The sequence below is a fragment of the Streptomyces sp. NPDC005799 genome (genome assembly GCF_040630525.1).
GTDB classification, from domain to species: Bacteria; Actinomycetota; Actinomycetes; order Streptomycetales; family Streptomycetaceae; genus Streptomyces; species Streptomyces griseorubiginosus_B.
The window spans coordinates 31986-54884 of record NZ_JBEXXQ010000012.1 but is presented as its reverse complement, the minus strand read 5'-3'; the positions used below and the strand labels follow the sequence as shown (position 1 = coordinate 54884).

General features: G+C 70.8%; 18 protein-coding genes. 4 read left to right on the top strand and 14 right to left on the bottom strand.

Translation table 11 applies throughout. The features are described from left to right. Positions 1-17: 17 nt before the first annotated feature. Complete coding sequence (locus ABZ453_RS14060) at positions 18-398, bottom strand: hypothetical protein (RefSeq protein WP_359014873.1); 381 nt, start codon at positions 396-398, stop codon at positions 18-20. A 226-nt stretch (positions 399-624) separates the two neighbouring features. On the opposite strand from ABZ453_RS14060, the gene ABZ453_RS14055 reads away from it, so the two are divergent. Beyond that, complete coding sequence (locus ABZ453_RS14055; protein WP_359014871.1) at positions 625-945, top strand: DUF6191 domain-containing protein; 321 nt, start codon at positions 625-627, stop codon at positions 943-945. Here ABZ453_RS14055 and ABZ453_RS14050 read toward each other — a convergent pair. Beyond that, positions 845-2155, bottom strand: a complete 1311-nt coding sequence (locus tag ABZ453_RS14050; RefSeq protein ID WP_359014868.1) for an aminotransferase class V-fold PLP-dependent enzyme — start codon at positions 2153-2155, stop codon at positions 845-847. The genes ABZ453_RS14055 and ABZ453_RS14050 overlap by 101 nt on opposite strands. A gap of 141 nt (positions 2156-2296) precedes the next feature. On the opposite strand from ABZ453_RS14050, the gene ABZ453_RS14045 reads away from it, so the two are divergent. Continuing rightward, positions 2297-3196 (top strand): aminoglycoside phosphotransferase family protein, encoded by a 900-nt coding sequence (locus tag ABZ453_RS14045; RefSeq protein WP_359014866.1) that lies wholly within the window; start codon positions 2297-2299, stop codon positions 3194-3196. 278 nt (positions 3197-3474) lie between these two features. On the opposite strand, the gene ABZ453_RS14040 is transcribed toward ABZ453_RS14045, so the two are convergent. Beyond that, complete coding sequence (locus ABZ453_RS14040; protein WP_359014864.1) at positions 3475-4953, bottom strand: glutamate-cysteine ligase family protein; 1479 nt, start codon at positions 4951-4953, stop codon at positions 3475-3477. A gap of 116 nt (positions 4954-5069) precedes the next feature. On the opposite strand from ABZ453_RS14040, the gene ABZ453_RS14035 reads away from it, so the two are divergent. Next, positions 5070-5408, top strand: a complete 339-nt coding sequence (locus ABZ453_RS14035; RefSeq protein WP_359014862.1) for a cupin domain-containing protein — start codon at positions 5070-5072, stop codon at positions 5406-5408. A gap of 150 nt (positions 5409-5558) precedes the next feature. Beyond that, a complete protein-coding gene (locus ABZ453_RS14030; RefSeq protein ID WP_359014860.1) occupies positions 5559-6710 on the top strand; it encodes an alpha-lytic protease prodomain-containing protein in 1152 nt (383 codons plus the stop codon). A gap of 22 nt (positions 6711-6732) precedes the next feature. Here the strand turns inward: ABZ453_RS14030 and ABZ453_RS14025 are convergent, their stop codons facing one another. From ABZ453_RS14025 to ABZ453_RS13975, 11 genes are all read right to left on the bottom strand, one after another. Continuing rightward, the gene (locus tag ABZ453_RS14025; protein WP_359014858.1) at positions 6733-7233 is read right to left on the bottom strand and encodes a cupin domain-containing protein; all 501 of its coding nucleotides are present in this window, start codon (positions 7231-7233) and stop codon (positions 6733-6735) included. Between the two features lie 44 nt (positions 7234-7277). Beyond that, positions 7278-7898 (bottom strand): sarcosine oxidase subunit gamma family protein, encoded by a 621-nt coding sequence (locus ABZ453_RS14020; RefSeq protein WP_359014856.1) that lies wholly within the window; start codon positions 7896-7898, stop codon positions 7278-7280. Continuing rightward, complete coding sequence (locus ABZ453_RS14015) at positions 7891-11052, bottom strand: sarcosine oxidase subunit delta family protein (protein ID WP_359014854.1); 3162 nt, start codon at positions 11050-11052, stop codon at positions 7891-7893. The genes ABZ453_RS14020 and ABZ453_RS14015 overlap by 8 nt, the downstream gene beginning before the upstream one ends. A gap of 24 nt (positions 11053-11076) precedes the next feature. Beyond that, positions 11077-12309 (bottom strand): sarcosine oxidase subunit beta family protein, encoded by a 1233-nt coding sequence (locus ABZ453_RS14010; protein ID WP_359014852.1) that lies wholly within the window; start codon positions 12307-12309, stop codon positions 11077-11079. Then, positions 12306-13589 (bottom strand): serine hydroxymethyltransferase, encoded by a 1284-nt coding sequence (gene glyA / locus ABZ453_RS14005; RefSeq protein ID WP_359014849.1) that lies wholly within the window; start codon positions 13587-13589, stop codon positions 12306-12308. Before glyA ends, ABZ453_RS14010 begins: the two co-directional genes overlap by 4 nt. Beyond that, positions 13586-14446: a bifunctional methylenetetrahydrofolate dehydrogenase/methenyltetrahydrofolate cyclohydrolase gene (locus ABZ453_RS14000; protein WP_359014847.1), complete on the bottom strand. Its 861-nt coding sequence runs from the start codon at positions 14444-14446 to the stop codon at positions 13586-13588. The genes glyA and ABZ453_RS14000 overlap by 4 nt, the downstream gene beginning before the upstream one ends. Before the next feature lie 25 nt (positions 14447-14471). Next, entirely contained in the window at positions 14472-16910 is a 2439-nt protein-coding gene (locus tag ABZ453_RS13995; RefSeq protein ID WP_359014845.1) for an FAD-dependent oxidoreductase, read from the bottom strand. Between the two features lie 214 nt (positions 16911-17124). Then, positions 17125-18096 (bottom strand): ABC transporter substrate-binding protein, encoded by a 972-nt coding sequence (locus tag ABZ453_RS13990; RefSeq protein ID WP_359014843.1) that lies wholly within the window; start codon positions 18094-18096, stop codon positions 17125-17127. Between the two features lie 14 nt (positions 18097-18110). Then, entirely contained in the window at positions 18111-20111 is a 2001-nt protein-coding gene (locus ABZ453_RS13985; protein WP_359014841.1) for an ABC transporter permease subunit, read from the bottom strand. Beyond that, entirely contained in the window at positions 20111-21199 is a 1089-nt protein-coding gene (locus ABZ453_RS13980) for a glycine betaine/L-proline ABC transporter ATP-binding protein (RefSeq protein WP_359014839.1), read from the bottom strand. Before ABZ453_RS13980 ends, ABZ453_RS13985 begins: the two co-directional genes overlap by 1 nt. Before the next feature lie 20 nt (positions 21200-21219). After that, a complete protein-coding gene (locus tag ABZ453_RS13975) occupies positions 21220-22689 on the bottom strand; it encodes an aldehyde dehydrogenase family protein (protein WP_359014837.1) in 1470 nt (489 codons plus the stop codon). Positions 22690-22899 lie beyond the last annotated feature (210 nt).

Below are 22899 nucleotides of genomic sequence, written 5' to 3'. Positions count from 1 at the left end.
CCGTGGCGGAAGGTGCGTTACGGGCGGTTGAGGGTGATGGAGTTGATGGGTGTGAGGTCGTAGTTGACGTAGTAGTCCTGCGGGATGTCCCAGACGCAGTTGGAACCGCCGTAGTTCTTGCACAGGCTCGCGGACGCGCCGCCGTACTGGTTGTTGAGGACCACGTGGTAACCGAACTGGTTGCTCAGGTTGTGGGCGCCGTAGCTGTAGTACACGTTCGTCGGGTGCGGGTTGAGGGCCGGGTTCACGCCCTCGCCGTAGATGCACACCGCCCCCGACGGGCAGCCCCAGAGCGCCGTGTCGCCGGCGGGCGCGGCCTGGGCGGCGCCGCTCATCGCCACCACTGCCGTGGCCGCGGTCGCGAACGCGGCGGCGGCGGCGCTCATCATCTTGCGCATGTTTCCCCCTAGCTGGTCTCCTGCGTCGTCGCAGGCCGTGCTTCGAGCTGACGGGATCAGCCTGTCCCGGGAGGGTGCCGCGATCGACGGGTTTCCTGTTGCCCGTCCGAGGAGCGACCGGGAAACCCTGCGTGAGCTGGGAGTTGACCGGTCGGCGGGCAACCCGTCCGTCGAAGGGCTAGTGAAGGGCTTGCGGCATCGCCTCCGCGGCGTAGATCCTCTGGCCATGGGACTCGCCGTCTTCATGACCTTGCCCGGGCTGGTCATCCTGCTGACCGCCGTGGCCTTCGTGGATCAGCTGCTTCTGCGGGCCGGGCGGGCAGGTCTGTTGCCCTGGCGCAACAGCGTCCGGCAGGGCCAGATCTCGGCGACCGGTTTCGAGCAGCTCCACGCGAGCTTCTCGCCCGGCAAGCAGAACGAGCTCAAGGAGCGCCAGTCGTCCCTGGTCATGCGGGACGACGAGGAGGACGGGGCGCCGCCGAACCGGACGACGGTGGACCTGGACGGAGGGGTCGCGGTCGTCCGGGTGCCGCACGCCGGCCAGTAGCGGCCCAGTCGCCCAGCACCGGAACGCACTCCTCGGCGAAGTGCTCGTAGTCGTCGGCGGTGTTGTAGACATGGGCGGACAGGCGCAGATACCCGATGCCGTCGAAGCTGGTGAAGGCGGCCTCCACGTCGAGTTCGCGGGCGACCCGGTCGCGCAGCGCGTCGGCCTCGATCCGGGTGGCGCCCAGGCCGTCCGGGAGCCGTACGAGGCGCATGCCGGGAACGGGCATGCCGACGTCCACGCGACTGTCCTCGCCGGTGAGCCGGGTGACGGCGGCGCCGATCACCTGGGCGCCGTAGTCGGCGAGGTCGTGCAGGTAGCGGCGGGCGGCGGGCCAGCCCCAGCTGCGTTCGACGAAGGCGAGGGCGGTCGGCGCGGCTAGGTAGGAGGTGGCGTCGAGCGTGCCCTGCTGGTCGAAGCGGTCGGGGTAGGGATCCGGGGCGCCCCAGGAGTCGATGAGCGGGTGCAGCCGATCGCGCAGGGGCCCGCGGGCGACCAAGGCCGCGGTGCCACGCGGGGCACAGCCCCATTTGTGCAGGTTGCCGGTCCAGAAGTCGTACGTGGCGTCCGCGAGCGGCGCGGCGAGCAGCCCGGGCGCGTGCGCGCCGTCGACCAGCATCGCCACACCCCGGCGCCGCGCCTCGGCGCCGATCCGCTCGACGGGCAGCCGGCGCGCGGTCGCCGAGGTGATCTGGTCGACGACCACCAGCTCCGTGGCCTCCCCGATCTCGGCGACCACCGCCTCGTACGCCTGGTCCTCGTCCGCGTCGAGCGGCACCCGCGCTGTCCGCACCCGTCCGCCCCACCGGCGCGCCAGCCGCTCGGCACCCATGGTGACCGCCCCGTAGCCGTGGTCGGTGACGACGATCTCCCCGCCGCCCCGCCGGTCGAGCGCGGCGTACACCACGCTGGCGCCGGCGCTGGCGTTCGGCACCAGGGCGAGATCGGCGGCGTCGACACGCAGGAATGCGGCGAGGTCGGCCCGGGTGGCGGCCAGGCGCTGGGGCAGCGCGGGGAACCACACCACCGGCGAGCGCTCCATCTCCGCGCGCAGCGCCTCCTGCCGCCGCTGGGCCACCAGGGGAACCGCCCCGAACGAACCGTGGTTCAGATGCCTGAGCCCCGGGTCCAGCGACCACGCCTCGACGGCGAGCCTGCCGTCGGCCAGCAGCAGGGGGTCCGGCGCGGTGACCATCTCGGTCTTGCTCACGTACGACAGCCTCCGGGGAACAGACGGTGTCCCGGCATCCTGGCACGGCGGTGATCGCGGCAGGACGCCCGGGTCGCTCCCGGGGCGCCGCCGGGAAATGCGGTTGACCCCGCTGGAGGCCCCACGGTCGGATGACCGTCCATGACCACAGGGCAGATGCATCCCGGCCTGCACCCCGTCGACGACGATCTCGTACGGCGGCTGATCACCGACCGGTTCCCGCGGTGGGCGGAGCTGCCGATCCAGCGGTTTCCCTCCGGCGGGACGGTCAACGCCATGTTCCGGCTCGGGGAGGACATGGTCGTACGGCTTCCGCTGGTGGAAGGCGGCGCCAAGGACGTCGCGCGGGAGCAGGAGTGGCTGCCGCGGCTCGCTCCTTTGCTGCCCACGGGCGTGCCGGAGGTGCTCGGGGCCGGGGAGCCGGGGCACGGGTATCCGTGGCCGTGGTCGGTGTACCGCTGGCTGCCGGGACGGAACCCGGAGGCGGGGGCGTTGGCGGAGCCCGGGGCGCTGGCCGGGAATCTGGCCGCGTTCGTGAAGGCGATGCGCGGCGTCACATTGCCGGGGGCTCCGCGGGCCCATCGTGGAGGGCCGCTCGCCGAACTGGACGCGGAGACGCGGGCTGCGGTCGAGCGACTGCGCAGGATTCCGGAGGAGGGCGTCGACTGCGACGCCGTCCTCGCCGTGTGGGAGGACGCGCTGCGGGCCCCGGGCTGGGACGGATCGCCGGTGTGGCTGCACGCGGATCTGATGCCGGGCAATCTGCTGGTGGACGCCGGCCGGCTGACCGCTGTGATCGATTTCGGCTGCATGGGCATGGGGGATCCGGCCTGCGACCTGTTCCCGGCGTGGAATCTGCTGCCCGCCGGAGCGCGGGAGATCTTCCGCGAGGCACTCGGTGTGGACGCGGCCACCTGGCGGCGCGGGCGGGCACGGACGCTGTCACAGGCGGTGATCGCACTGCCGTACTACCGCGAGACGAACCCCGCGATGGCGGGCAACGCGCGTCATGTCATCCGGGCAGTACTGGACAACGATTGACCGGCGTCCTGTCGCGCACGGCATGTCAACCGGGCCGGGGGGGACGGCGAATGACCAGCATCCCGTCACCCTCCACATGCCACCCGGGCCAGAGGGACAACGATTGACCAGCGCCCCGTCGCCCTCGACATGCCACCTGGGCTACGAGGGAGGACGGCGAACGACCAGCAACCCATCGCCCTCGACATGCCACCCGAGCTGCGAGGAACGGCGGTTGGCCGGTCCTCCTCGCCTCGCCCGTGCCATTCCGGCCATGCGACACAATGGTTGACGGCCCGTCACTCCACCGGCCAGGTGTGCGCCGGTGCGTTGAGGTGCATGTAGTCCTTGTACGTCGTGGTCATCCGGCGCAGTGCCTCACGCCGGTCGAAGCCTCTGTTCTTCTCCAGGTGGTGGACCATCTCCGCCTGCCACAGGGCGCCGTTGCGACCGGTGACACAGCGCTGCTCGATGACGCCGAGCAGGGGCTCGCGCCAGTCCGCGTCCATGCCGGCCAGCTCCAGCCCCCGGTGGGCCAGCGGCAGCAGGCGCCGCAACACCAGCTCGGTGACCGGGACTTCACCCACGCCGGGCCAGTAGAGGCGGGCGTCGATGCCATCGCGGGCCGCGGTGTGCAGGTTCTCCTCGGCGACCGCGAAGGACATCCGCGTCCACACCGGCCGGTCGTCGTCGACGAGGGCACGGGTGAGGCCGTAGTAGAAGGCGCCGTTGGCGATGATGTCCGCCACGGTGGGGCCCGCGGGCAGCACACGGTTCTCGATGCGCAGATGCGGGCCGCTGTCGGTGACGGCGTACACGGGCCGGTTCCAGCGGTAGATCGTGCCGTTGTGCAGGGTCAGTTCGCCCAGTTGCGGAACACCGCCGGCGTCGAACGTGCGCTGCGGGTCCTCCTCGTCGCAGATCGGCAGGAGGGCCGGGTAGTAGCGCACGTTCTCCTCGAAGAGGTCGAAGACGCTGGTGATCCAGCGCTCGCCGAACCACACCCGGGGCCGTACGCCCTGCGCCTTGATCTCCTCGGGACGGGTGTCCGTGGCCTGTTCGAACAGCGGGATGCGGGTCTCGCGCCACAGCTCCCTGCCGAAGAGGAAGGGCGAGTTGGCGGCGAGCGCGGTCTGCACGCCGGCGACGGCCTGGGCCGCGTTCCAGTAGTCCGCGAACTCCTTCGGGTCGACCTGGAGATGGAACTGGGTGCTGGTGCAGGCGGCCTCGGGGGTGATGGCGTCGGCGTACATCGCCAGCCGCTCCACGCCGTCCACGTTGATCCGCAGGTCCTCGCCGCGGGCCGCGAAGATCTGCTCGTTGAGCAGCCGGTAGCGGGGATCACCGGACAGAGCGGCCTCGCCGACGTCCGTCTCGCCCAGCGTCGGCAGGATGCCGATCATGATCAGATGCGCGCCGACGGCCGCGGCGCGCTCCTCGGCGTGGTTGAGCGCGTCGCGGATCGCCTGCTCCCAGGCGCCGGGTCCGCCGCTCGTCAGCTGCCGGGGCGGGATGTTGATCTCCAGGTTGAAGCGGCCCAGCTCGCTCGACCAGGCGGGGTCGGCGATCGCCTGCAGCACCTCGGTGTTGCGCATCGCGGGCAGCCCGTGCGAGTCCACCAGGTTGAGCTCGATCTCCAGCCCCACCTGGGGCCGCTCGCTCTCGAAGCCGGACTCACGCAGCATCTGCGCCAGTACGTCGAGACAGGTGTGCATCTTGTCCCGGTACCGACGCCGGTCCTCCCGCGTGAACACCAGGGCCGGCACATCACGTCCCATGCGACCTCCCGAGTAGCCTCGGCGGCGGATATCCCCCAGCGTCCCACCACGGGCGGCCCTCGGACAAGGCGGGGCAGGGGGGCTGAACTGGGTCGACACCATGAGGGGCGGCACCGATGAGCAGACCGCAGTCCGAGTTCCACCGGCCCGTGACACCTTGGCGGCGACCGCCCGGGGCGAGCGAGGGCGTCTGGGAGCAGGTGCTGGCCGAGGACCCCGGGACCGGTGACGGCACCGTGCTCCAGCGGTACGAGCCGGGTACGGACACGAGCGCGCAGGGCACGGTCCGGCACGACTACTTCGAGGAGGTGTACATCCTCGAAGGCGACCTCACCGATCTACGACTCGGGGAGACCTTCACCGCGGGGATGTACGCGTACCGGCATCCGGGCATGGAGCACGGGCCGTGGTCGAGCGCCGAGGGTGTCGTGATGCTGGTGATCCGCAGCCGGTGAGGCGGGCCGGGGAGCCGAACACCGAGAATCTGTCATTGGCATGGACCTGCCCATGATCCCTGGCTATGCTCGGCCGCGCACACATTGAGAGCGCTCTCACCGTTCTGCTGTTCCACCCCCACATCCCTGGAACAACGAAGGGGCACTCCCTTGAGACGCACAACAGCCCTGCGCGCCGCCCTGTCCGCGGCCCTCCTCCTCGGCGGTCTGGCCGGCGCGAGCACCCTGCCCGCCTCCGCCGCCGGCTCCCCCGCACACCGCACCCAGGCACCCGCCTCCGGCGCCCTGCTCTCCGCGATGCAGCGCGACCTCGGCCTGACGAAGCGTCAGGCCGAGGCGCGGCTGGCCCAGGAGAAGACGGCAACCGCCGTGGAACGCAAGGCGAAGCGGGCCGCCGGCTCCGCCTACGGCGGCTCCTGGTTCGACGCAGCCCGCGGCCGCCTCAGCGTCGCGGTCACCCGCGGCGCGAACGCCGACGCGGTCCGCGCGACCGGCGCGGACGTACGCCTCGTCAAGTACAGCGCCCGGCAGCTCGACGCGGCGAAGACCCGCATCGACGCCCTGTCCGCGCCCACCGGGATCAGCAACTGGTACGTCGATCCCAAGGCCGGCTCGGTCGTCGTGGACGTCGTCTCCGCACACCGCGATGACAACGATGTCCGAACCTTCCTGGCCCGCGCGCACAAGGCGGGCCCCGTCACGGTACGGCAGACCTCCCACGCCCCGAGCACCCTCGCCGCCGGAACCGTGGGCGGCGACCCCTTCTACACCGGCAACGTCCGCTGTTCCATCGGTTTCTCGGTGTACGGCGGCTTCGTCACCGCCGGGCACTGCGACCAGCACACCGGCGCGGTGTACGGCTGGGACGGCTCGTACGTCGGCAACTTCCAGGGCTCCTCGTTCCCGGACAACGACTACGCCTGGGTGAACGTCGGCAGCGGCTGGTGGACCGTGCCGGTGGTGCTCGGCTGGGGCACCGTCTCCGACCAGCTCGTCCGCGGCTCGGCCGAGGCGCCGGTCGGCGCCTCCATCTGCCGTTCGGGTTCCACCTCGCACTGGCACTGCGGCACGGTGCTGGCCAAGAACGAGACCGTCAACTACAGCCAGGGCGCGGTGCACGAGATGACGAAGACCAGCGTGTGCGCCGAACCCGGTGACTCCGGCGGCTCGTTCATCAGCGGCGACCAGGCGCAGGGCGTCACCTCGGGCGGCTGGGGCGACTGCACCTCCGGCGGCGAGACCTGGTACCAGCCCATCAACGAGATCCTCAACCGGTACGGGCTGACCCTCCACACGGCCTGACCCGGCAGGCCGGGCCCGTCGCTCAGGTCCGCTCGTCCCGCAGCGCGTACAGCCCCGGGAGGTTGACGACGATCGCCTCCTGGGTGCTGCGGGCGATGACCACCACCGCCTCCTCGGCGGGGTCGGGGTTCTCCTCACGATGGGGGACGTACGGGGGTACGAAGACGTAGTCGCCCGGGGAGGTGCGCAGCCGTACCTCTTCGGGGCGGTCGCCGGTGTCGTCCAGGAAGACGAACTCGGGGTGGCCGCTGACCACGTAGATCGCGGTCTCGGACTCCCCGTGGTGGTGGTCGGAGGAGGCGGTGGCGGGGGCGACGTGGGTCTGCCCCATCCAGAGTTTCTCCGAGCCGACGCTCCTTCCGCTGACGGCGGCGAACCGGCGCATGCCGGTGCTCTGCGCGGTGTCCGCGTCGAGGGCGTCGGCGCGGACGTGGTGCAGACGGGTGCGCGGGGGCGCCGCCGCGGAGGCGTCGTCGAGGTGCGGGTGGAAGCCTTCGCCGGGGTTTGTCAGCGGCTCGCTCATGACGAGGACGCTAGTGCATACCGGCGGCTGCGGCCGGGTGCCGCTCAGTCCGGGTGCGGGGCGTGGACGTACTCCGTCGCCGCGTCCAGCAGCCAGTCCGTGAGATAGCCCGCGAAGGAGGAGCGGACCAGCACCCAGAAACCGGTTCCGGGTTCGTCGCGGGCGATCAGGACCACCTGGGTGCGGGCCAGCGTGGTCTGGGCGCAGCGGCCCGGAGTGAAGGCGCGCGGGTGGAGGTCGAGGGAGCAGCCGTGGGACAGCAGGTCACGGGCGCGAGGGCCGGCGACGAGGAGGGTGGTGCGCTGGGCGGAGACGTCGGTGACGGACACCGGTTCGTCACCCACGGCCTCGCGGACCCGGGCCTCCAGGTCCCGCTGGGTGCCGGGCGGTCCCACCAGCAGCCATTCGTCGGGCCCCAGCCACAGCGCGGTCAACTCCCCCGCGCGTACGACTGTGTTGGGCTCCAGGGGGAGCTGGAGACCCAGGGCGAGACCGACCGCGTCCGCCGCTGCTCCCTTGGCGTCCAGCCGGACATCGAGCTGGGCCAGGAAGGGGAGTTCGGCCAGCCGGACCGCGCCGCCGGAGGCACGGGTCGCGGCGGCCAGCCGGTCGGCCGCGTGCGACAGGGGACTGCGCGGCGGGGCGGTGAGTGCGGTGTCAGCCATCTCGGCGAGCTCCCTCGGGGTCGTAGAGGACGGGGCCGGCGACGGTCACCGGGAGCAGCCGGTCGCCGACGGGGGCGTAGAGCCGTTCGCCGACGCGTTCGCGGCCGCCCTTGATCAGGGCGAGGGCGAAGGTGCGGCCCAGGGCGGCGCTGCGGTAGCTGGAGGTGATGTGGCCCAGCATGGGCACGGGCGGGGCGGGCAGCACGCTGTCGGCGACCAGGTGGGTGCCCTCGGGGAGGAAGGCCGCCGGGTCCTCGGGGAGCAGGCCGACCAGGTGTTTGCGGTCCGGGCGGTGAGTGTCGGCGCGGGCGAAGGAGCGCTTGCCGATGAAGTCGGGCTTCTTCTTCGACACCGCCCATCCCATGCCGAGGTCCTGCGGGGTGACCGTGCCGTCGGTGTCCTGCCCGATGATCGGGTAGCCCTTCTCGGCGCGCAGGACGTGCATGGTCTCGGTGCCGTACGGGGTGATGCCGTAGGGGGCGCCGGCCTCGTACAGCGCCTCCCACAGGGCGACCGCCGCCCACGGGGACACGTTGATCTCGTAGGCGAGTTCACCGGAGAAGCTGATCCGGCACACCCTGGCCTCGATGCCGGCGACGGTCGTCTCCCGCCAGGCCATGAAGGGGAAGTCGTCGTTGGTCACGGCGAGTTGGGGTGCGAGCGAGCCCAGCACCGCGCGGGATGCCGGGCCCACCAGGGCGACCGTGGCCCACTGCTCGGTGACGGACGTGCAGTGGACGCGCAGCTCCGGCCACTCGGTCTGCAGCCACTCCTCCATCCAGTCCAGTACGGCGGCGGCGTTCCCGGTGGTCGTGGTGACCAGGAAGCGGTCCGGGGCGAGGCGGATGACGGTGCCGTCGTCGAAGACCATGCCGTCCAGGCGGCACATCACGCCGTAGCGGATCATGCCGACCTTCAGGGTGCTCATCATGTTGGTGTAGAGCCGGTCGAGGAAGACGGCCGCGTCCGGGCCCTGGACGTCGATCTTGCCGAGGGTGGAGGCGTCCATGAAGGCGACGCCCTCCCGGGCGGCCGCGCACTCGCGCAAGACCGCCGCCTCCATGTCCTCCCCGTCCTGCGGGTAGTACCAGGGCCGCTTCCACTGGCCGACGTTCTCGAACAGGGCGCCGTGGTCGACATGCCACTGGTGCAGGGCGGTTGTACGGATCGGGTCGTGCAGGGCGCCCCGGTCGCGGCCGGCCAGGGCGGCGAAGGAGACGGGCGTGTAGGGGGGACGGAAGGTGGTCGTGCCGAGGGCGGAGACGTCCACGCCGAGCAGTTCGGCGACCACACCGCCGGCCAGGACCCCGGAGGTCTTGCCCTGGTCGTTCGCGGTTCCGGCCGTCGTGTAGCGCTTGGTGTGCTCGACCGAGCGCATGCCGGCCCCCGTCGCCCGCGCCAAGTCGTCGACGGTGACGTCCCGTTGGAGGTCGACGAAGCGGGGGGCGCCCGCACGGCCGGGGACGGTGAAGACCTGCATGGGCGGGGTCGGCCGCGGCTCGGCGGGCACCTGCGGCAGGCGCGGAGTCGCGGGCGTGTGGCCCTCGGCCTCGATGGCGCGGCCTCCGGCGGCCGCGCCCTGCGCGAGGACGCCGGCCAGCTGGAAGACACCGCTCGCGCTGCCCGCGACCTCGACGGCCTGACGGCAGGTGTCGGGGACGAACGTCCCGAGGGCCTCGTCGTGGCGGAGCTTGCCGCCCGCCTGGCTGAACAGGTGCGCCACGGGATTCCACCCGCCGGAGACCAGCAGCAGATCGGCGGCGAACTCCCGCTGCCCTGTGCTCTGTCCATACGGGGCGACGGTCACCGCCGTCAGCCGCGCCTCGCCCTCCGTGCCGGTGACCGCGTGCCCGGGGAGCACCTCGATGCCGGCCGCGCGGGCACGCTCCGCCCACTCCCCCGGCTCCGGGCGCGTGTCGACGATCGCCGCGACGGTCACACCGGCCCGGTGCAGGTCCAGGGTCGCCGCGTACGCGCTGTCGTTGGTGGTGAGGACGACCGCGTGCCGGCCGGGCAGAACGCCGTGGCGGTTGAGGTACGTGCGCGCCGAGGCGGCCAGCATCACACCCGGGCGGTCGTTGTCGGCGAAGGCGAGGGAGCGCTCATGGGCGCCGGTGGCGAGGACGACGCGGCGGGCGCGGATGCGGTGGACGCGCTCGCGGGAGATGTGCTCGGGGGCGTCGGCGCCGAGGTGGTTGGTGCGGCGCTCGACGGCGAGGAGGTGGTTGTCGTCGTAGTAGCCGAAGACGGTGGTGCGCCGCAGCACACGGACGTCGGGGGCGGCGTCGAGGAGTGCGGCCGTCCCGGCGAGCCAGTCGGGGAGTTCACCGGAGCCGAGGAGACTGCCGCCGAGCTCGGGCCGGTCGTCGGCGAGGATGACGCGGGCGCCGGTACCCACGGCGGCCGCGGCTGCCGCGAGACCGGCCGGGCCGCCGCCGACGATCAGCAGGTCGCAGTGGTCGTGCACGGCGTCGTAGCGGGCCGGGTCCGGTTCGGTGGCGAGGCGCCCCTGGCCGGGGAGGCTGGTCGCCACCAGGCCGTCGTACAGCTCGACCGTCGTGGCGGGGAGCATCGGCTCGGGGAACGGGGCCTCGATCTGGACGACCGCGTTGGGTTCTTCCGGGCCGGCGGAGAAGATGCCTCGGGGGCGGCCGAGCTTGATGCTGGTACCGGCCTGGATGACGCCGTTGGCGAGGAGGGCGGAGGCGAGGGTGTCGCCTTCCACGCCCTGGTATTCGGTGCCGTCGAAGGTGAAGGTGAGGGTTCGCTTTTGGCCGCGGGTGCGTGCCAGGGGCTCCGCCGCCAGGCCCTCGATCGGCCCTGAAGGGGCCTCGTCCTCAAACTCCCCCAGACGGGCTGGGCTGAGTGAGCGTGCCTCCGAAGCCGCCGGTCGCTCCTCCCCCGCGCGGTAGACAGCGAGGATCTCGTTCGTCGACGTGTCCCGTACCGCGTTGAACCAGCGGCGGCAGCCCGCCGCGTGGGACCAGCGTTCCGCGAAGGGGCCCTTGGGGTTGGCGCGGAAGAAGAGGTACCTGGCCCACTCCTCGTCGGTGAGGGACGCCGGGTTCTCCGGGTACGGCACATGGGCCTGGCCGCCGTAGTGGAACTCGGCCTCGTCGCGCGGTCCGCACCATGGGCAGGGGATGAGCAGCATGTCGTTCGGCTCCCTTGGGGATCCCTAGTGGGCCACCGCGGCCGCGCCGTGCTCGTCGACGAGCGCGCCGGTGGTGAAACGGTCGAGCGAGAAGGGGGCGTTGAGGGGGTGGGGCGCGTCGTGGGCGATGGTGTGGGCGTACACCCAGCCGACGCCCGGGGTGGCCTTGAAACCGCCCGTGCCCCAGCCGCAGTTGAGGTAGAGGTTGTCCACCGGGGTGAGGCCGACGATCGGTGAGGCGTCGGGGCTGACGTCGACGATGCCGCCCCAGGTGCGCAGGACGTGGGCGCGGGCGAAGACCGGGAACAACTCCAGCGCCGCCGACATCTGCTCCTCGATGATGTGGAACGCGCCGCGCTGCGTGTAGGAGTTGTACGCGTCGATGCCCGCGCCCATCACCAACTCGCCCTTGTGCGCCTGGCTGACGTACACGTGGACCGCGTTGGACATGACGACGGTCGGGTGGACCGGCTCCAGCAGTTCCGACACCAGCGCCTGCAACGGGTGGCTCTGGAGCGGGAGTTCGATGCCGGCCATGGCGGCGAGGACGGAGGTGTGGCCCGCCGAGCAGAGCGCCACCTTGCCCGCGGCGATCGGGCCGAGGCTGGTCCGCACGCCCACCACCTGGCCGCCGACCACGTCCAGGCCCGTCACCTCGCAGTTCTGGATGATGTCGATGCCGGCCGCGTCCGCCGAGCGGGCCAGGCCCCAGGCCACGTGGTCGTGCTTGGCGATGCCCGCGCGCGGCTGGTAGGTGCCGCCGAGGACCGGGTAGCGCACTTCGGGTGAGGTGTTGACGATCGGGCAGACATCCTTGACGCCGTCCGCGTCCAGCCATTCCGCGTCGACGCCGTTGAGGCGGTTGGCCTCCACGCGGCGCACGCTGTCGCGGACGTCCTGGAGGCTGTGGGCCAGGTTGAGCACGCCGCGCTGGGAGAAGAGGATCGGGTAGTCCAGCTCCTCGGCCAGGCCCTCCCAGAGCTTGAGGGCGTGCTCGTAGATGCCGGCGCTCTCGTCCCACAGGTAGTTGGAGCGGATGATCGTGGTGTTGCGGGCCATGTTGCCGCCCGCCAGCCAGCCCTTCTCCAGCACGGCGACGTTGGTGATGCCGTGGTTGCGCGCCAGATAGTGGGCGGTGGCCAGGCCGTGTCCGCCGCCGCCGACGATGACGACGTCGTACGAGCGCTTCGGCTCGGGCGTGCGCCACAGCCAGTCGGGGTGTTCGGGGAGCTCGGCGCCGGGGGTGCGGGGGCTCATCGGGCGTCTCCGTTGTCGGACAGGTGCGGGTAGAGCGGGTGTTTGGCGGCCAGCGCCTCGGTGCGGGCGCGCAGGGCGGCCACGTCGGGTTCCGGCTGGAGGGCGAGGGCGATGACGTCCGCCACCTCGGCGAAGTCCTCCTCGGTGAAGCCCCGGGTGGCGAGGGCGGGGGTGCCGATGCGCAGGCCCGAGGTGACCATGGGCGGGCGCGGGTCGAAGGGGACGGCGTTGCGGTTGACGGTGATGCCGATCTCGTGGAGCAGGTCTTCGGCCTGGCGGCCGTCCAGCGGGGATTCCCGGAGGTCGACGAGGACCAGGTGGACGTCGGTGCCGCCGGTGAGCACCTTCACGCCCGCGGCCGTCGCGTCCGGTCGGGTCAGGCGCTGGGCGAGGACGCGGGCTCCGGCGAGGGTCCTCGCCTGCCGCTCGGCGAACTCCGGTGACGCGGCGACCTTGAAGGAGACCGCCTTCGCCGCGATGACGTGCTCCAGCGGGCCGCCCTGCATGCCGGGGAACACCGCCGAGTTGATCTTCTTGGCGAGGTCGGCGTCGTTGGTGAGGATGACTCCGCCGCGCGGGCCGCCGAGGGTCTTGTGGGTGGTGGTCGTGGTGACGTGGGCGTGCGGTACGGGGTTCGGGTGCAGGCCCGCCGCGACCAGTCCGGCGAAGTGCGCCATGTCGACCATCAGCAGGGCGCCGACCTCGTCGGCGATCCGGCGGAAGGCCGCGAAGTCCAGGTGCCGGGGGTATGCCGACCAGCCCGCGATGATCATCTTGGGGCGGTGTTCCTTGGCGAGGCGCTCGACCTCGTCCAGGTCGATCAGGTTGTCGGCCTCGGAGACGTGGTAGGGCACGACGTTGAGCATCTTGCCGCTGTAGTTGATGCGCATGCCGTGGGTGAGATGGCCGCCGTGCGCGAGGTCGAGACCGAGGACGGTGTCGCCGGGCTGCAACAGGGCGAAGAACACGGCGGTGTTGGCCTGGGCGCCGGAATGCGGCTGGACGTTGGCGAACCCGGCGCCGAACAGGGACTTGATCCGTTCGATCGCCAACCGCTCGGTGACATCGACGTGTTCGCAGCCGCCGTAGTAGCGGCGGCCGGGGTAGCCCTCGGCGTACTTGTTGGTGGCGACCGAGCCCTGGGCCTCCATCACGGCGGTGGGTGCGAAGTTCTCGGAGGCGATCATCTCGAGGGTGGACTGCTGGCGGTGCAGCTCGGCCGTCAGGGCCGCGTGGACCTCGGGGTCCAGTTCCGCCAGGGGGGTGTTCAGCGCGTTCATACGGCGTTCGCGTTCCTCTCGGCGGCCTCGACGACGTTGGCGAGCAACATCGCCCGGGTCATGGGGCCCACGCCCCCGGGCATCGGCGCGAGCCATCCGGCGACCGTGGCGGCCTCCGGGTGCACGTCGCCGACCAGCCCGTGCTCGGTGCGGGTGATGCCGACGTCCAGGACGGCCGCACCGGGGCGCAGCATGTCCTTGGTGATCAGTCCGGGCGAACCGGCTGCGGCGATGACGATGTCGGCCTCCCGGACATGCCAGGCCAGACCCTTGGTTCCGGTGTGGCAGAGGGTGACGGTGGCGTTCTCGGAGCGGCGGGTCAGGAGCAGGCCGATGGGCCGTCCTACGGTGATGCCGCGCCCGATGGCGCAGACCCGCGCCCCGGCGATCGGGACGTCGTGACGCCGCAGCAGTTCGACGATCCCGCGCGGCGTGCACGGCAACGGCGCCTCGGTCCCCAGCACCAGCCGCCCCAGGTTGACGGGATGCAGCCCGTCCGCGTCCTTGGCGGGGTCCATCCGGGCGAGTACCGCATGGGCGTCCAGGTGCGCGGGCAGCGGGAGTTGGACGATGTAGCCGGTGCAGGCGGGGTCGGCGTTGAGCTCGTCGACGACGTCCTCGACCTGCCGCTGGGTGGCGTCGGCGGGCAGGTCCCGCCGGATGGAGGCGATGCCGACCTGGGCGCAGTCCCGGTGCTTGCCGGCGACGTAGGCACGGCTGCCCGGGTCGTCACCGACGAGAAGGGTGCCGAGGCCTGGGGGACGGCTCCCGTCGGCGGTCAGTTTCGCCACCCGCTCGGCGAGTTCACGACGGATGTCGGCCGCGGTCGCCTTGCCGTCGAGGAGTTGTGCGGTCACCGGTGGTGCTCCTTGTCCTTGACGGCTAACCACGGAGACGGGACATCGTCGGGTCGAACAACGGCTCCTCGGCGACCACGGCCTCCACCCGCTGGTCGAAATACCCGATGTGCAGCACCGTCCCCGGCGCGGCCACCTCCGTCGGGAGCCAGGCGTACGCGATCCCCTTGCCGATCGTGTAGCCGTACGCCGCGCTGGTGACGTAACCGACGGCCCGCTCGCCGTCGTACACCGGCTCCTTGCCGAGGACGACCGACCTCGGGTCGTCGATGGTGAGGCAGGTCAGCCTGCGCCCCACGTTCTCCTTGCGGAGCAGCAGCGCCGCCTTGCCGATGAAGTCCGGCTTGTCGAGCTTGACGGCGAAGTCCACGCCGGCCTCGTACGGGTCGTGCTCGTAGGTCATGTCGGTGCCGAAGGACCGGTAGCCCTTCTCCAGGCGCAGGCTGTTGAAGGCGCCGCGGCCGGCGATGACGCCGCCCAGCGGTTCGGCCGCCGCCCACAGCGTGTCCCAGAGCTTCTCGCCCAAGTCGGCGGTGGTGTACAGCTCCCAGCCGAGCTCGCCGACGTACGACAGACGCATGGCGGTGACCGGGACGGAGCCGATGTGGGCGCGCTTGGCGCGGAAGTACTTCAGCCCGTCATTGGAGAAGTCCTCGTCCGTCAGCGGCTGCAGGACCTTGCGGGCCAGCGGGCCCCACAAGCCGATGCAGCAGGTGCCGGGCGTGATGTCGCGGACCTGGACCGTGCCGTCGGCCGGCAGGTGGCGGGTGAACCAGTCGAGGTCGAGGTTGCCGTTGGCGCCGACCTGGAACAGGTCGCGGGCCAGCCTCGCCACCGTGATGTCGCTGCGGATGCCGCCGTCGTGGTCCAGGAGCAGCGTGTACGTCACCGAGCCGACCGACTTGGCGACCTTGCCGGTGACCAGCCGCTCCAGGAAGTCGGCGGCACCGGGGCCGCTGACCTCCAGGCGCTTGAGGGCGGTCATGTCGTACAGGGCGACCGTCTCGCGGGTGGCCTGGGCCTCGGCGCCGACGATCGGCGACCAGTACCGCGCCGCCCAGTCGTTGGGTGTGGGGATGGAACGGCCTTCCACCAGGCGGGCGTTGGCCTCGTACCACTGCGGGCGCTCCCAGCCGTTCGCCTCCAGGAAGAACGCTCCGTGCTCCTGCTGGCGGGTGTGGAAGGGGCTCTTGCGGATCGGGCGCGGCTTTCCGCTCGGCTGCAGCGGGTGGAGGATGTCGTAGACCTCGACGAAGTTCTGGCAGTCGCGGGCCAGCACGTACTCGGGGGTCAGCTGGTGCGGTTCGAAGCGGTTGACGTCGCACTCGTGCAGGTCGAAGGACGAGCAGTGGCCGTCGACCAGCCACTCGGCCATCGCCCGGCCGACGCCCGCGGAGTGGGTGACCCAGACGGCCTCGGCGACCCAGAAGCCCTTGACGTCCGGGGACTCGCCGAGCAGCGGGAAGTTGTCGGTAGTGAAGGAGAAGAGGCCGTTGATGCCCTCCTCGATCTTGGCGTCCTGAGTCGCGGGGAGCAGGGACTGGGTCTCGGTCCAGGCGGGCGCGAAGTCCTCCTCGGTGAACTTCAGCACCGAGGGCATCTGGTCGGCCGCGTCCACGGAAAGGATGTCGTCCGCCGAGATCGGCATGGGGCGGTGGCCGTAGTAGCCGATGCCGATGCCGTCGAAGCGGTCGCGGTAGTAGAGGTCGGCGTCCTGGTGGCGCAGGATCGGGCGGACCGCCTCCTCGGTCTGACCGGCGAGGGCGGGGACGGGGCCGGTCCAGGCGAGCTGGTGGGCGAGCGGGGTCAGCGGGAGGTTCATGCCGGCCATGCGGGCGATCCTCGGGCCCCAGATGCCGGCGCAGCACACGACTATGTCGGCGTCGAGATCGCCGTGGTCGGTGCGGACGCCGGTGACCTCGCCGTCGGCCTGGAGGACGTCGAGGACCTCGTGGCGGGCGAGGAAGCGTACGCCGCGCTCGGTGGCCCGGCGGATCTGGGCCTCGACCGCGAGGACGGCCTTGGCCAGGCCGTCGGTGGGGACCAGGAGGCCGCCGAGGACCTTGTCACGGTCGACCAGCGGGTGCTGCTCGACGCACTCGTCGGGGGTCAGCAGACGGGCCTCGACGCCCCAGGCGGTGATCCAGCCGTGGCGGCGGTGCAGTTCCGTCAGGCGCTCGGGGGTGGTGGCCACTTCGAGGCCGCCGACCTGCAGGAAACAGGGCTTGCCGTCGACGTCGAGGGAGCAGAACTTCTCGACGGTGTAGCGGGCCAGCTCGGTCATGGTCTTCGACGAGTTCGTCTGGAAGACCAGGCCGGGAGCGTGCGACGAGGATCCTCCGGTGGCCGGGAGGGGGCCCTGGTCGACCACGGTCACTTCGGTCCAGCCTCGTGCGGAGATCTCGTCCGCGAGGGCCGCACCCACGACGCCCGCTCCGATGATCACCACTCGGGGTCCCGCCATCGCCGCACCTCCGAAATCAAACCGGTCAGTTGCTGCCTACGCAACACGATTCAAGTTGCGCAACTCAGCGTGCCTGTCGCCGGGAGCGGGTGTCAAGGGGTCCGTGACGCCGGAAAAGGGCCCGTCACAGGGCCGGAACACGGCAATGCCCGGCGGGCGGTGCGCCGCTGCGCGCACCGCCCGCCGGGCAGGTCCGACCGGTTCGTGCCGTGGGCTACTTGAGCCAGGCGTCCACCTTGTCCTTGTTGGCGTCGACCCACTTCTTGGCGGCCGCGTCGTCGGACAGCTTGTCCTGGGCGATGTACTTGGCGACCTCGTTCTGGTCGTCGTTCGTCCAGTTGAAGTTCTTCACCAGGTTGTAGGCGGGGCTGCCGGACTTGGCGAACTTGGCGCTGACGATCTTGTTGAGGTTATAGACGGGGTAGTCGCAGGCGACCTTGGCCGCGTCCGCGTCACAGCCCGTCTTGTACGCGGGCAGACTGACCTTCTTCAGCGGCACCTCGGACAGGAACCACTGCGGCTCGTAGAAGTAGCCGATGACCCACTTCTTGTTCTTCTCGGCGTCGCGGAAGGCCGTGATGAGGGCGGCCTCACTGCCCGCGTAGACCACCTTGAAGTTCAGGTTCAGGTTCTTCACCAGCGCCGCGTCGTTGGTGACGTAGGACGGGTCGCCGTCCAGGAGCTGGCCCTTGCCGCCCGACTCGGACGTCTTGAACTTCGCCGCGTACTTATTGAGGTTCTTGTAGTCGAGGATGTCGGGGTGGGCCTTGGCCAGCCACGGCGGCACGTACCAGCCGATGATGCCCTTGTTGCCGGTCTGGCCGGCGTCCACGGCGGTCTTCTGCTGGTCGATGTACTTCTTCACCAGGTCGGCGTGGCCCCAGTTCTCCAGCACGGCGTCCACCTCTCCGGTGCCGAAGCCCTGCCAGGCGATCTCTTCCTTCAGGTTCTTCTTGTTCACCGTGCAGCCGAGGTTGTGCTGGGCGACGTACGCGACGACCGCCGCGTCGGCCTCGTAACCCACCCAGGGGTTGACCGCGAGGTTGAAGGTGCCGCATTTGCCGGAACTGCCCGAGCTGCTGCCGGAGCCCGAGGAGGTGTCACCGACCTTCGCACCTCCGCACGCGGTGAGGGTGAGGCCGAGGACGGCCAGGCCGGCCGCGCCGACTCGCCAGTGTCTTGCCATGGTGTCCTGCTCCTTTAAGCGCCCGCGCGTCGCGCCGCGGCCTGAGTGATCCGGTCGAACATGACTCCGAGCAGTACGATGGCGAGCCCTGCCGCCAGCCCCTTGCCGTACAGCTCTCCCTGCGAGAATCCGGCCACGACGTCGTAGCCGAGGGCTCCTGCTCCTACCAGGCCGCCCACAACAACCATCGACAGCACGTAGATCAGGCCCTGGTTGGTCGCGAGCGTCAGGGCACTGCGTGACATCGGCAGTTGGACCTTGGTGATGATCTGCCAGGTGTTGCACCCGGCGGAGGTGGCCGCCTCCACGGTGGTCTCGGGCACCGCCCGGATCCCGTCCGCGATGATCTTCATGGCCACCGGGGCGCCGTAGACGATCGCGGCGACGATGGCCGTGAAGCGGGTGGCGCCGAACAGCGCGAGGAACGGCACCAGGTAGACGAACGGCGGCATGACCTGGGCCGCGTCCAGGGTGGGCCGGATCGTCCGGTCCACCAGCGTGCTGCGCCCCATCCACACGCCGAAGACGACGCCGAGGATCATCACCAGGACCGTCGCGACGATCGTCGAGGCGAGCGTCGTCATGGCGTCCGACCACACGCCGGTGGCGACCAGCAGGCCCACGCACACGGCGGTGGTGATCCCCGACTTCCAGCCGCCCAGCACCACGGCGAGGGCGACCAGCACCGCGCCGACCAGCCACCACGGGGAGTCGGTGAACAGGGTCTGGAACGGGTTGAGCAGGCCGTTGGTCATGCCGTCACGGAATGCGTTGGTCATGCCCGACAGGTGGTCCTGCACCCAGGTGGTCACGGTGTCCGTCGCGCTCGCGATGTGGCTGCCGACGGTGCCGTCGCCGGGGAAGTCGGCCGCCCACAGATAGGTGTGCGAGAGGTAGATCAGGACCACCGTGACCACGGCACCGGCGCCCAGCAGCGCAGGGCGCCACTTGGTGAGGTCGTGCCTGGCGTTGCGCGCGTTCTCCTCGCGGGCGGCGGCCGCGGTGGTGACCCGGTCCAGCACGATCGCCATGATCACGATGGCGAGGCCCGCGTTGAAGGCCGTTCCGACGTCGAGCGACTGCAGCGCCTGCAGGACGTTGACGCCGAGGCCCGGCGCGTTGATCAGGGCCGCGACGGTGACCATGGCCAGAGCGGCCATGATGGTCTGGTTGACGCCCATCACCACGGTCCGCTTGGACATCGGCAGCAGGACCTTCAGCAGCGACTGGCGGCGCGTGGCACCGAGGGAGTCGGCCGCCTCGACGGTCGTCTTCGACACGTTGCGGATGGCGTGCGCCGTGATGCGGATCGTCGGCGCGGCCGCGTAGACGACGGTGGCGATGGTGGCCGACGCACCGCCGATGAGGAAGACCAGGGTCAGCGGCGCAAGGTAGACGAAGGCCGGCATCGTCTGCATGAAGTCCAGGAACGGCGTGATGAACCGGTTGAACCGGTCCGAGAGTCCGGCCCACACCCCGAGCGGGATCGCGAAGAGCAGGGCCACGAACACCGCGCACAGGATGAGCGCCAAAGTGTCCATGCTCTCCTGCCACAGGCCCTGCAGCCCGAAGAAGGTGAAACCGGCCACGGTCAGCAGGGCGACCTTCCAGTTGCCCAGGGCCCAGGAGGCGAATCCGGCGAGGCCGACGACACCGAGCCAGCCGATCTGCGGGACCGGGCGGGCCCCGGACGGCTGGGAGATCAGGTGCTGGACGAAGGTCACCAGGTTGTCGATGACCAGCCGGATCTCGTTGAAGAAGTACAGGAAGAGCGGGTTGGAGTTGCGGTTGGCGCCGATGGAGTCGTTGAAGTCGTTGATCCAGCGGTGCAGGTCGGTGAGATCCGCCACCGCCAGGGACAGGGTCTGCTTGCCGCGCAGGACGGCGAAGAGCACCAGCCAGACGACGAGGATCGCGGCGATGACCACGGGCCGGCCGACCTTGCGCACGCTCCTGGCGGGCGCGACCGGGGGCGCGGCCTCCGTCGTCTCCGGTTTCTCCATGGCGACGGTCATCACGCGCCGCCTTCCTGCCCGGCGACGACGGTCAGGATCTCCTCGTCGCCGACGATGCCGAGCAGCTTTCCGTTCTCGACGACCTTGACCGGCTTGTCGGCGGCCAGGACGGCCCGGGTGGCCTCCTTGACCACGACGTCCGGGCCCAGCTCGGGGCCGTCGAGTTCGTCGCCGTCCTCCGGGGCGCGCATGATCCAGCGCAGGGTGAGCACGTCTCCGCGCGGCACGTCCTTGACGAACTCACGGACGTAGTCGTCGGCGGGTGCGCCCACCAGCTCGTCGCCGGTGCCGCACTGCACCATCTTCCCGTCGCGCATGATGAGGATGCGGTCGCCCAGCTTGAGCGCCTCGGAGAGGTCGTGGGTGATGAACACCATGGTCTTGCCCACCTCGTGGTGCAGCCGGATGACCTCGTTCTGCATGTCGCGCCGGATCAACGGGTCCAGCGCGGAGAAGGGCTCGTCGAAGAAGAGGACGTCCGGGTCGCCCGCCAGCGCCCGTGCCAGACCGACGCGCTGCTGCATACCGCCGGAGAGCTGGTCCGGGTACGACCTCTCGTAACCGGCGAGACCGACCAGTTCCACGACCTCCAGGGCGCGCTTGGTGCGCTCCGCCCTGCTCATACCGCGGATCTCCAGGCCGAAGGCCACGTTGTCGACGACCCGGCGGTGCGGCAGCAGCCCGAAGTGCTGGAAGACCATGGAGAACTTGCGGCGCCGCAGGTCCCGCAGCCGGGCCGCGTCCGCCTCCCGGATGTCCTGGCCCTCGAAGACGACCTCACCTGTGGTGGGTTCGATCAGCCGGGTCAGACAGCGCACCAGGGTGGACTTGCCGGAGCCGGACAGGCCCATGACGACGAAGACCTCGCCGGGCGCCACGTCGAAGCTGACGTCGCGCACGGCGGCGGTGCATCCGGTGCGGTCCATCAGCTCCCGGCGGGAGAGACCGCACAGCTCCTCGGACTCCGGCACCTTCTCGGCCTTGGGTCCGAACACCTTCCACAGCCTGCGCACGGATATGACCGGAGTGCCGTCCGAGTCCTGGGGCGTGCCGCGCCGCTGCGGCACCTCGGTCTGTGTGGGGGTCACGATCGACCTCTTTTCGGCGTTCAGCCGCGGAACCAGTGCTGCGGCCGGGGTTGGATGTTCTGCCAGACATGCTTGGGCTCTCGGTACTCGTTCAGGCCGGTCGGTCCCAGCTCCCGGCCCACGCCCGAATGCCCGAAGCCACCCCACTCCGCCTGCGGCACATAGGGGTGGTAGTCGTTGATCCACACGGTGCCGTGGCGCAGCCGCCGGGCCAGGCGCTGGGCCTTGCCCGCGTCCTGGGTCCAGACGGCGCCGGCGAGGCCGTACTCGGTGTCGTTGGCGATGCGGACGGCGTCGTCCTCGTGGGTGAAGCGTTCCACCGTGAGTACGGGGCCGAAGGACTCCTCGTGCACCACCCGCATGTCCTGCGTGCACTCGTCGAGGACGGTCGGCGGGTAGTAGTGGCCGCCCGCGAGGGCCGGGTCGTCGGGCCGGGCACCGCCGCAGCGCAGTACGGCGCCTTCCGCCAGGCCCGCCGCGACGTACGCCTCGACCTTCGCCAGGTGCTGCGCGGAGATCAGCGCGCCGGTCTCGGCGTCGGGGTCGAAGGGACCGCCGAGGCGGATCTGCCGGGCGCGGCGGACGACCTCGTCGACGAAGCGGTCGTGCAGCGAGTCCTCGACGATCAGCCGGGCGCCGGCCGAGCAGACCTGCCCGGAGTGCAGGAAGACCGCGGTCAGGGCGAAGTCGACGGCGGTGTCGAAGTCGGCGTCGGCGAAGACGACGTTCGGGTTCTTGCCGCCCAGTTCGAGGGCGACCTTCTTCACCGTGGCGGCGGCGGTCGCCATGATGTGCCGGCCGGTGTTCAGGCCGCCGGTGAAGGAGACCATGTCGACCGCCGGGTGCTCGGAGAGGGGCGCGCCCACCTCGGGGCCGGCGCCCAGCACGAGATTGGCGGCGCCCGCGGGCAGTCCCGCCTCCTGCAGCGCCTTCATCAGCAGGACGGAGGTCGAGGGGGTGAGCTCGCTGGGCTTGAGGATGATCGTGTTGCCGGCGAGCAGAGCCGGGGCGACCTTCCAACTGGCCTGCAGCAGCGGGTAGTTCCAGGGGGTGATCAGTCCGCACACGCCGACCGGCTCGTAGACGACGCGGCTGACGGCGTCGTCGCGGCCGGTGTCGATCACGCGGCCGGCGTCGGTGCCGCCGAGGCCGCCGTAGTAGCGGAAGCAGGAGACGACGTCGGCGATGTCGTACTCGCTCTCCACCAGGCGTTTGCCGGTGTCCAGCGACTCGGCGCGGGCGAACTCCTTGGCGTCGCGCTCGATGATGTCGGCGGTGCGCAGCAGCAGGGCGCCGCGTTCCCGCTCGGGGGTGTGCGGCCAGGGGCCTTCGTCGAAGGCGCGGCGGGCCGCGGCGATCGCCGCCTCGGTGTCGGCACGGGTGCCCTCCGATACGGTCGCGGCGAGCGTGCCGTCGGCGGGACATCGGATCTCGCGGCGGCCGCCGGCCACCGGCTCCCGCCATTCACCGTCCAGATACAGGTCTGCCACGCGCCAGCCCTTCAACCGAAATGCGTTGCGCATTGTGCATCCAATTGCTTGTGGTGGAACACCCTGGCGAATGTGCAGACATACGTCAAGAGGTTCGCCGATGACGATTTAGCAAGGGCCCGACCGTCCCTTCTCTCTTGACCGAAGGACCCTTTCGCTTGGAGCATGTTGCGTATCGCTCACCAAGTTGTGCATTACGCACCAACGGAG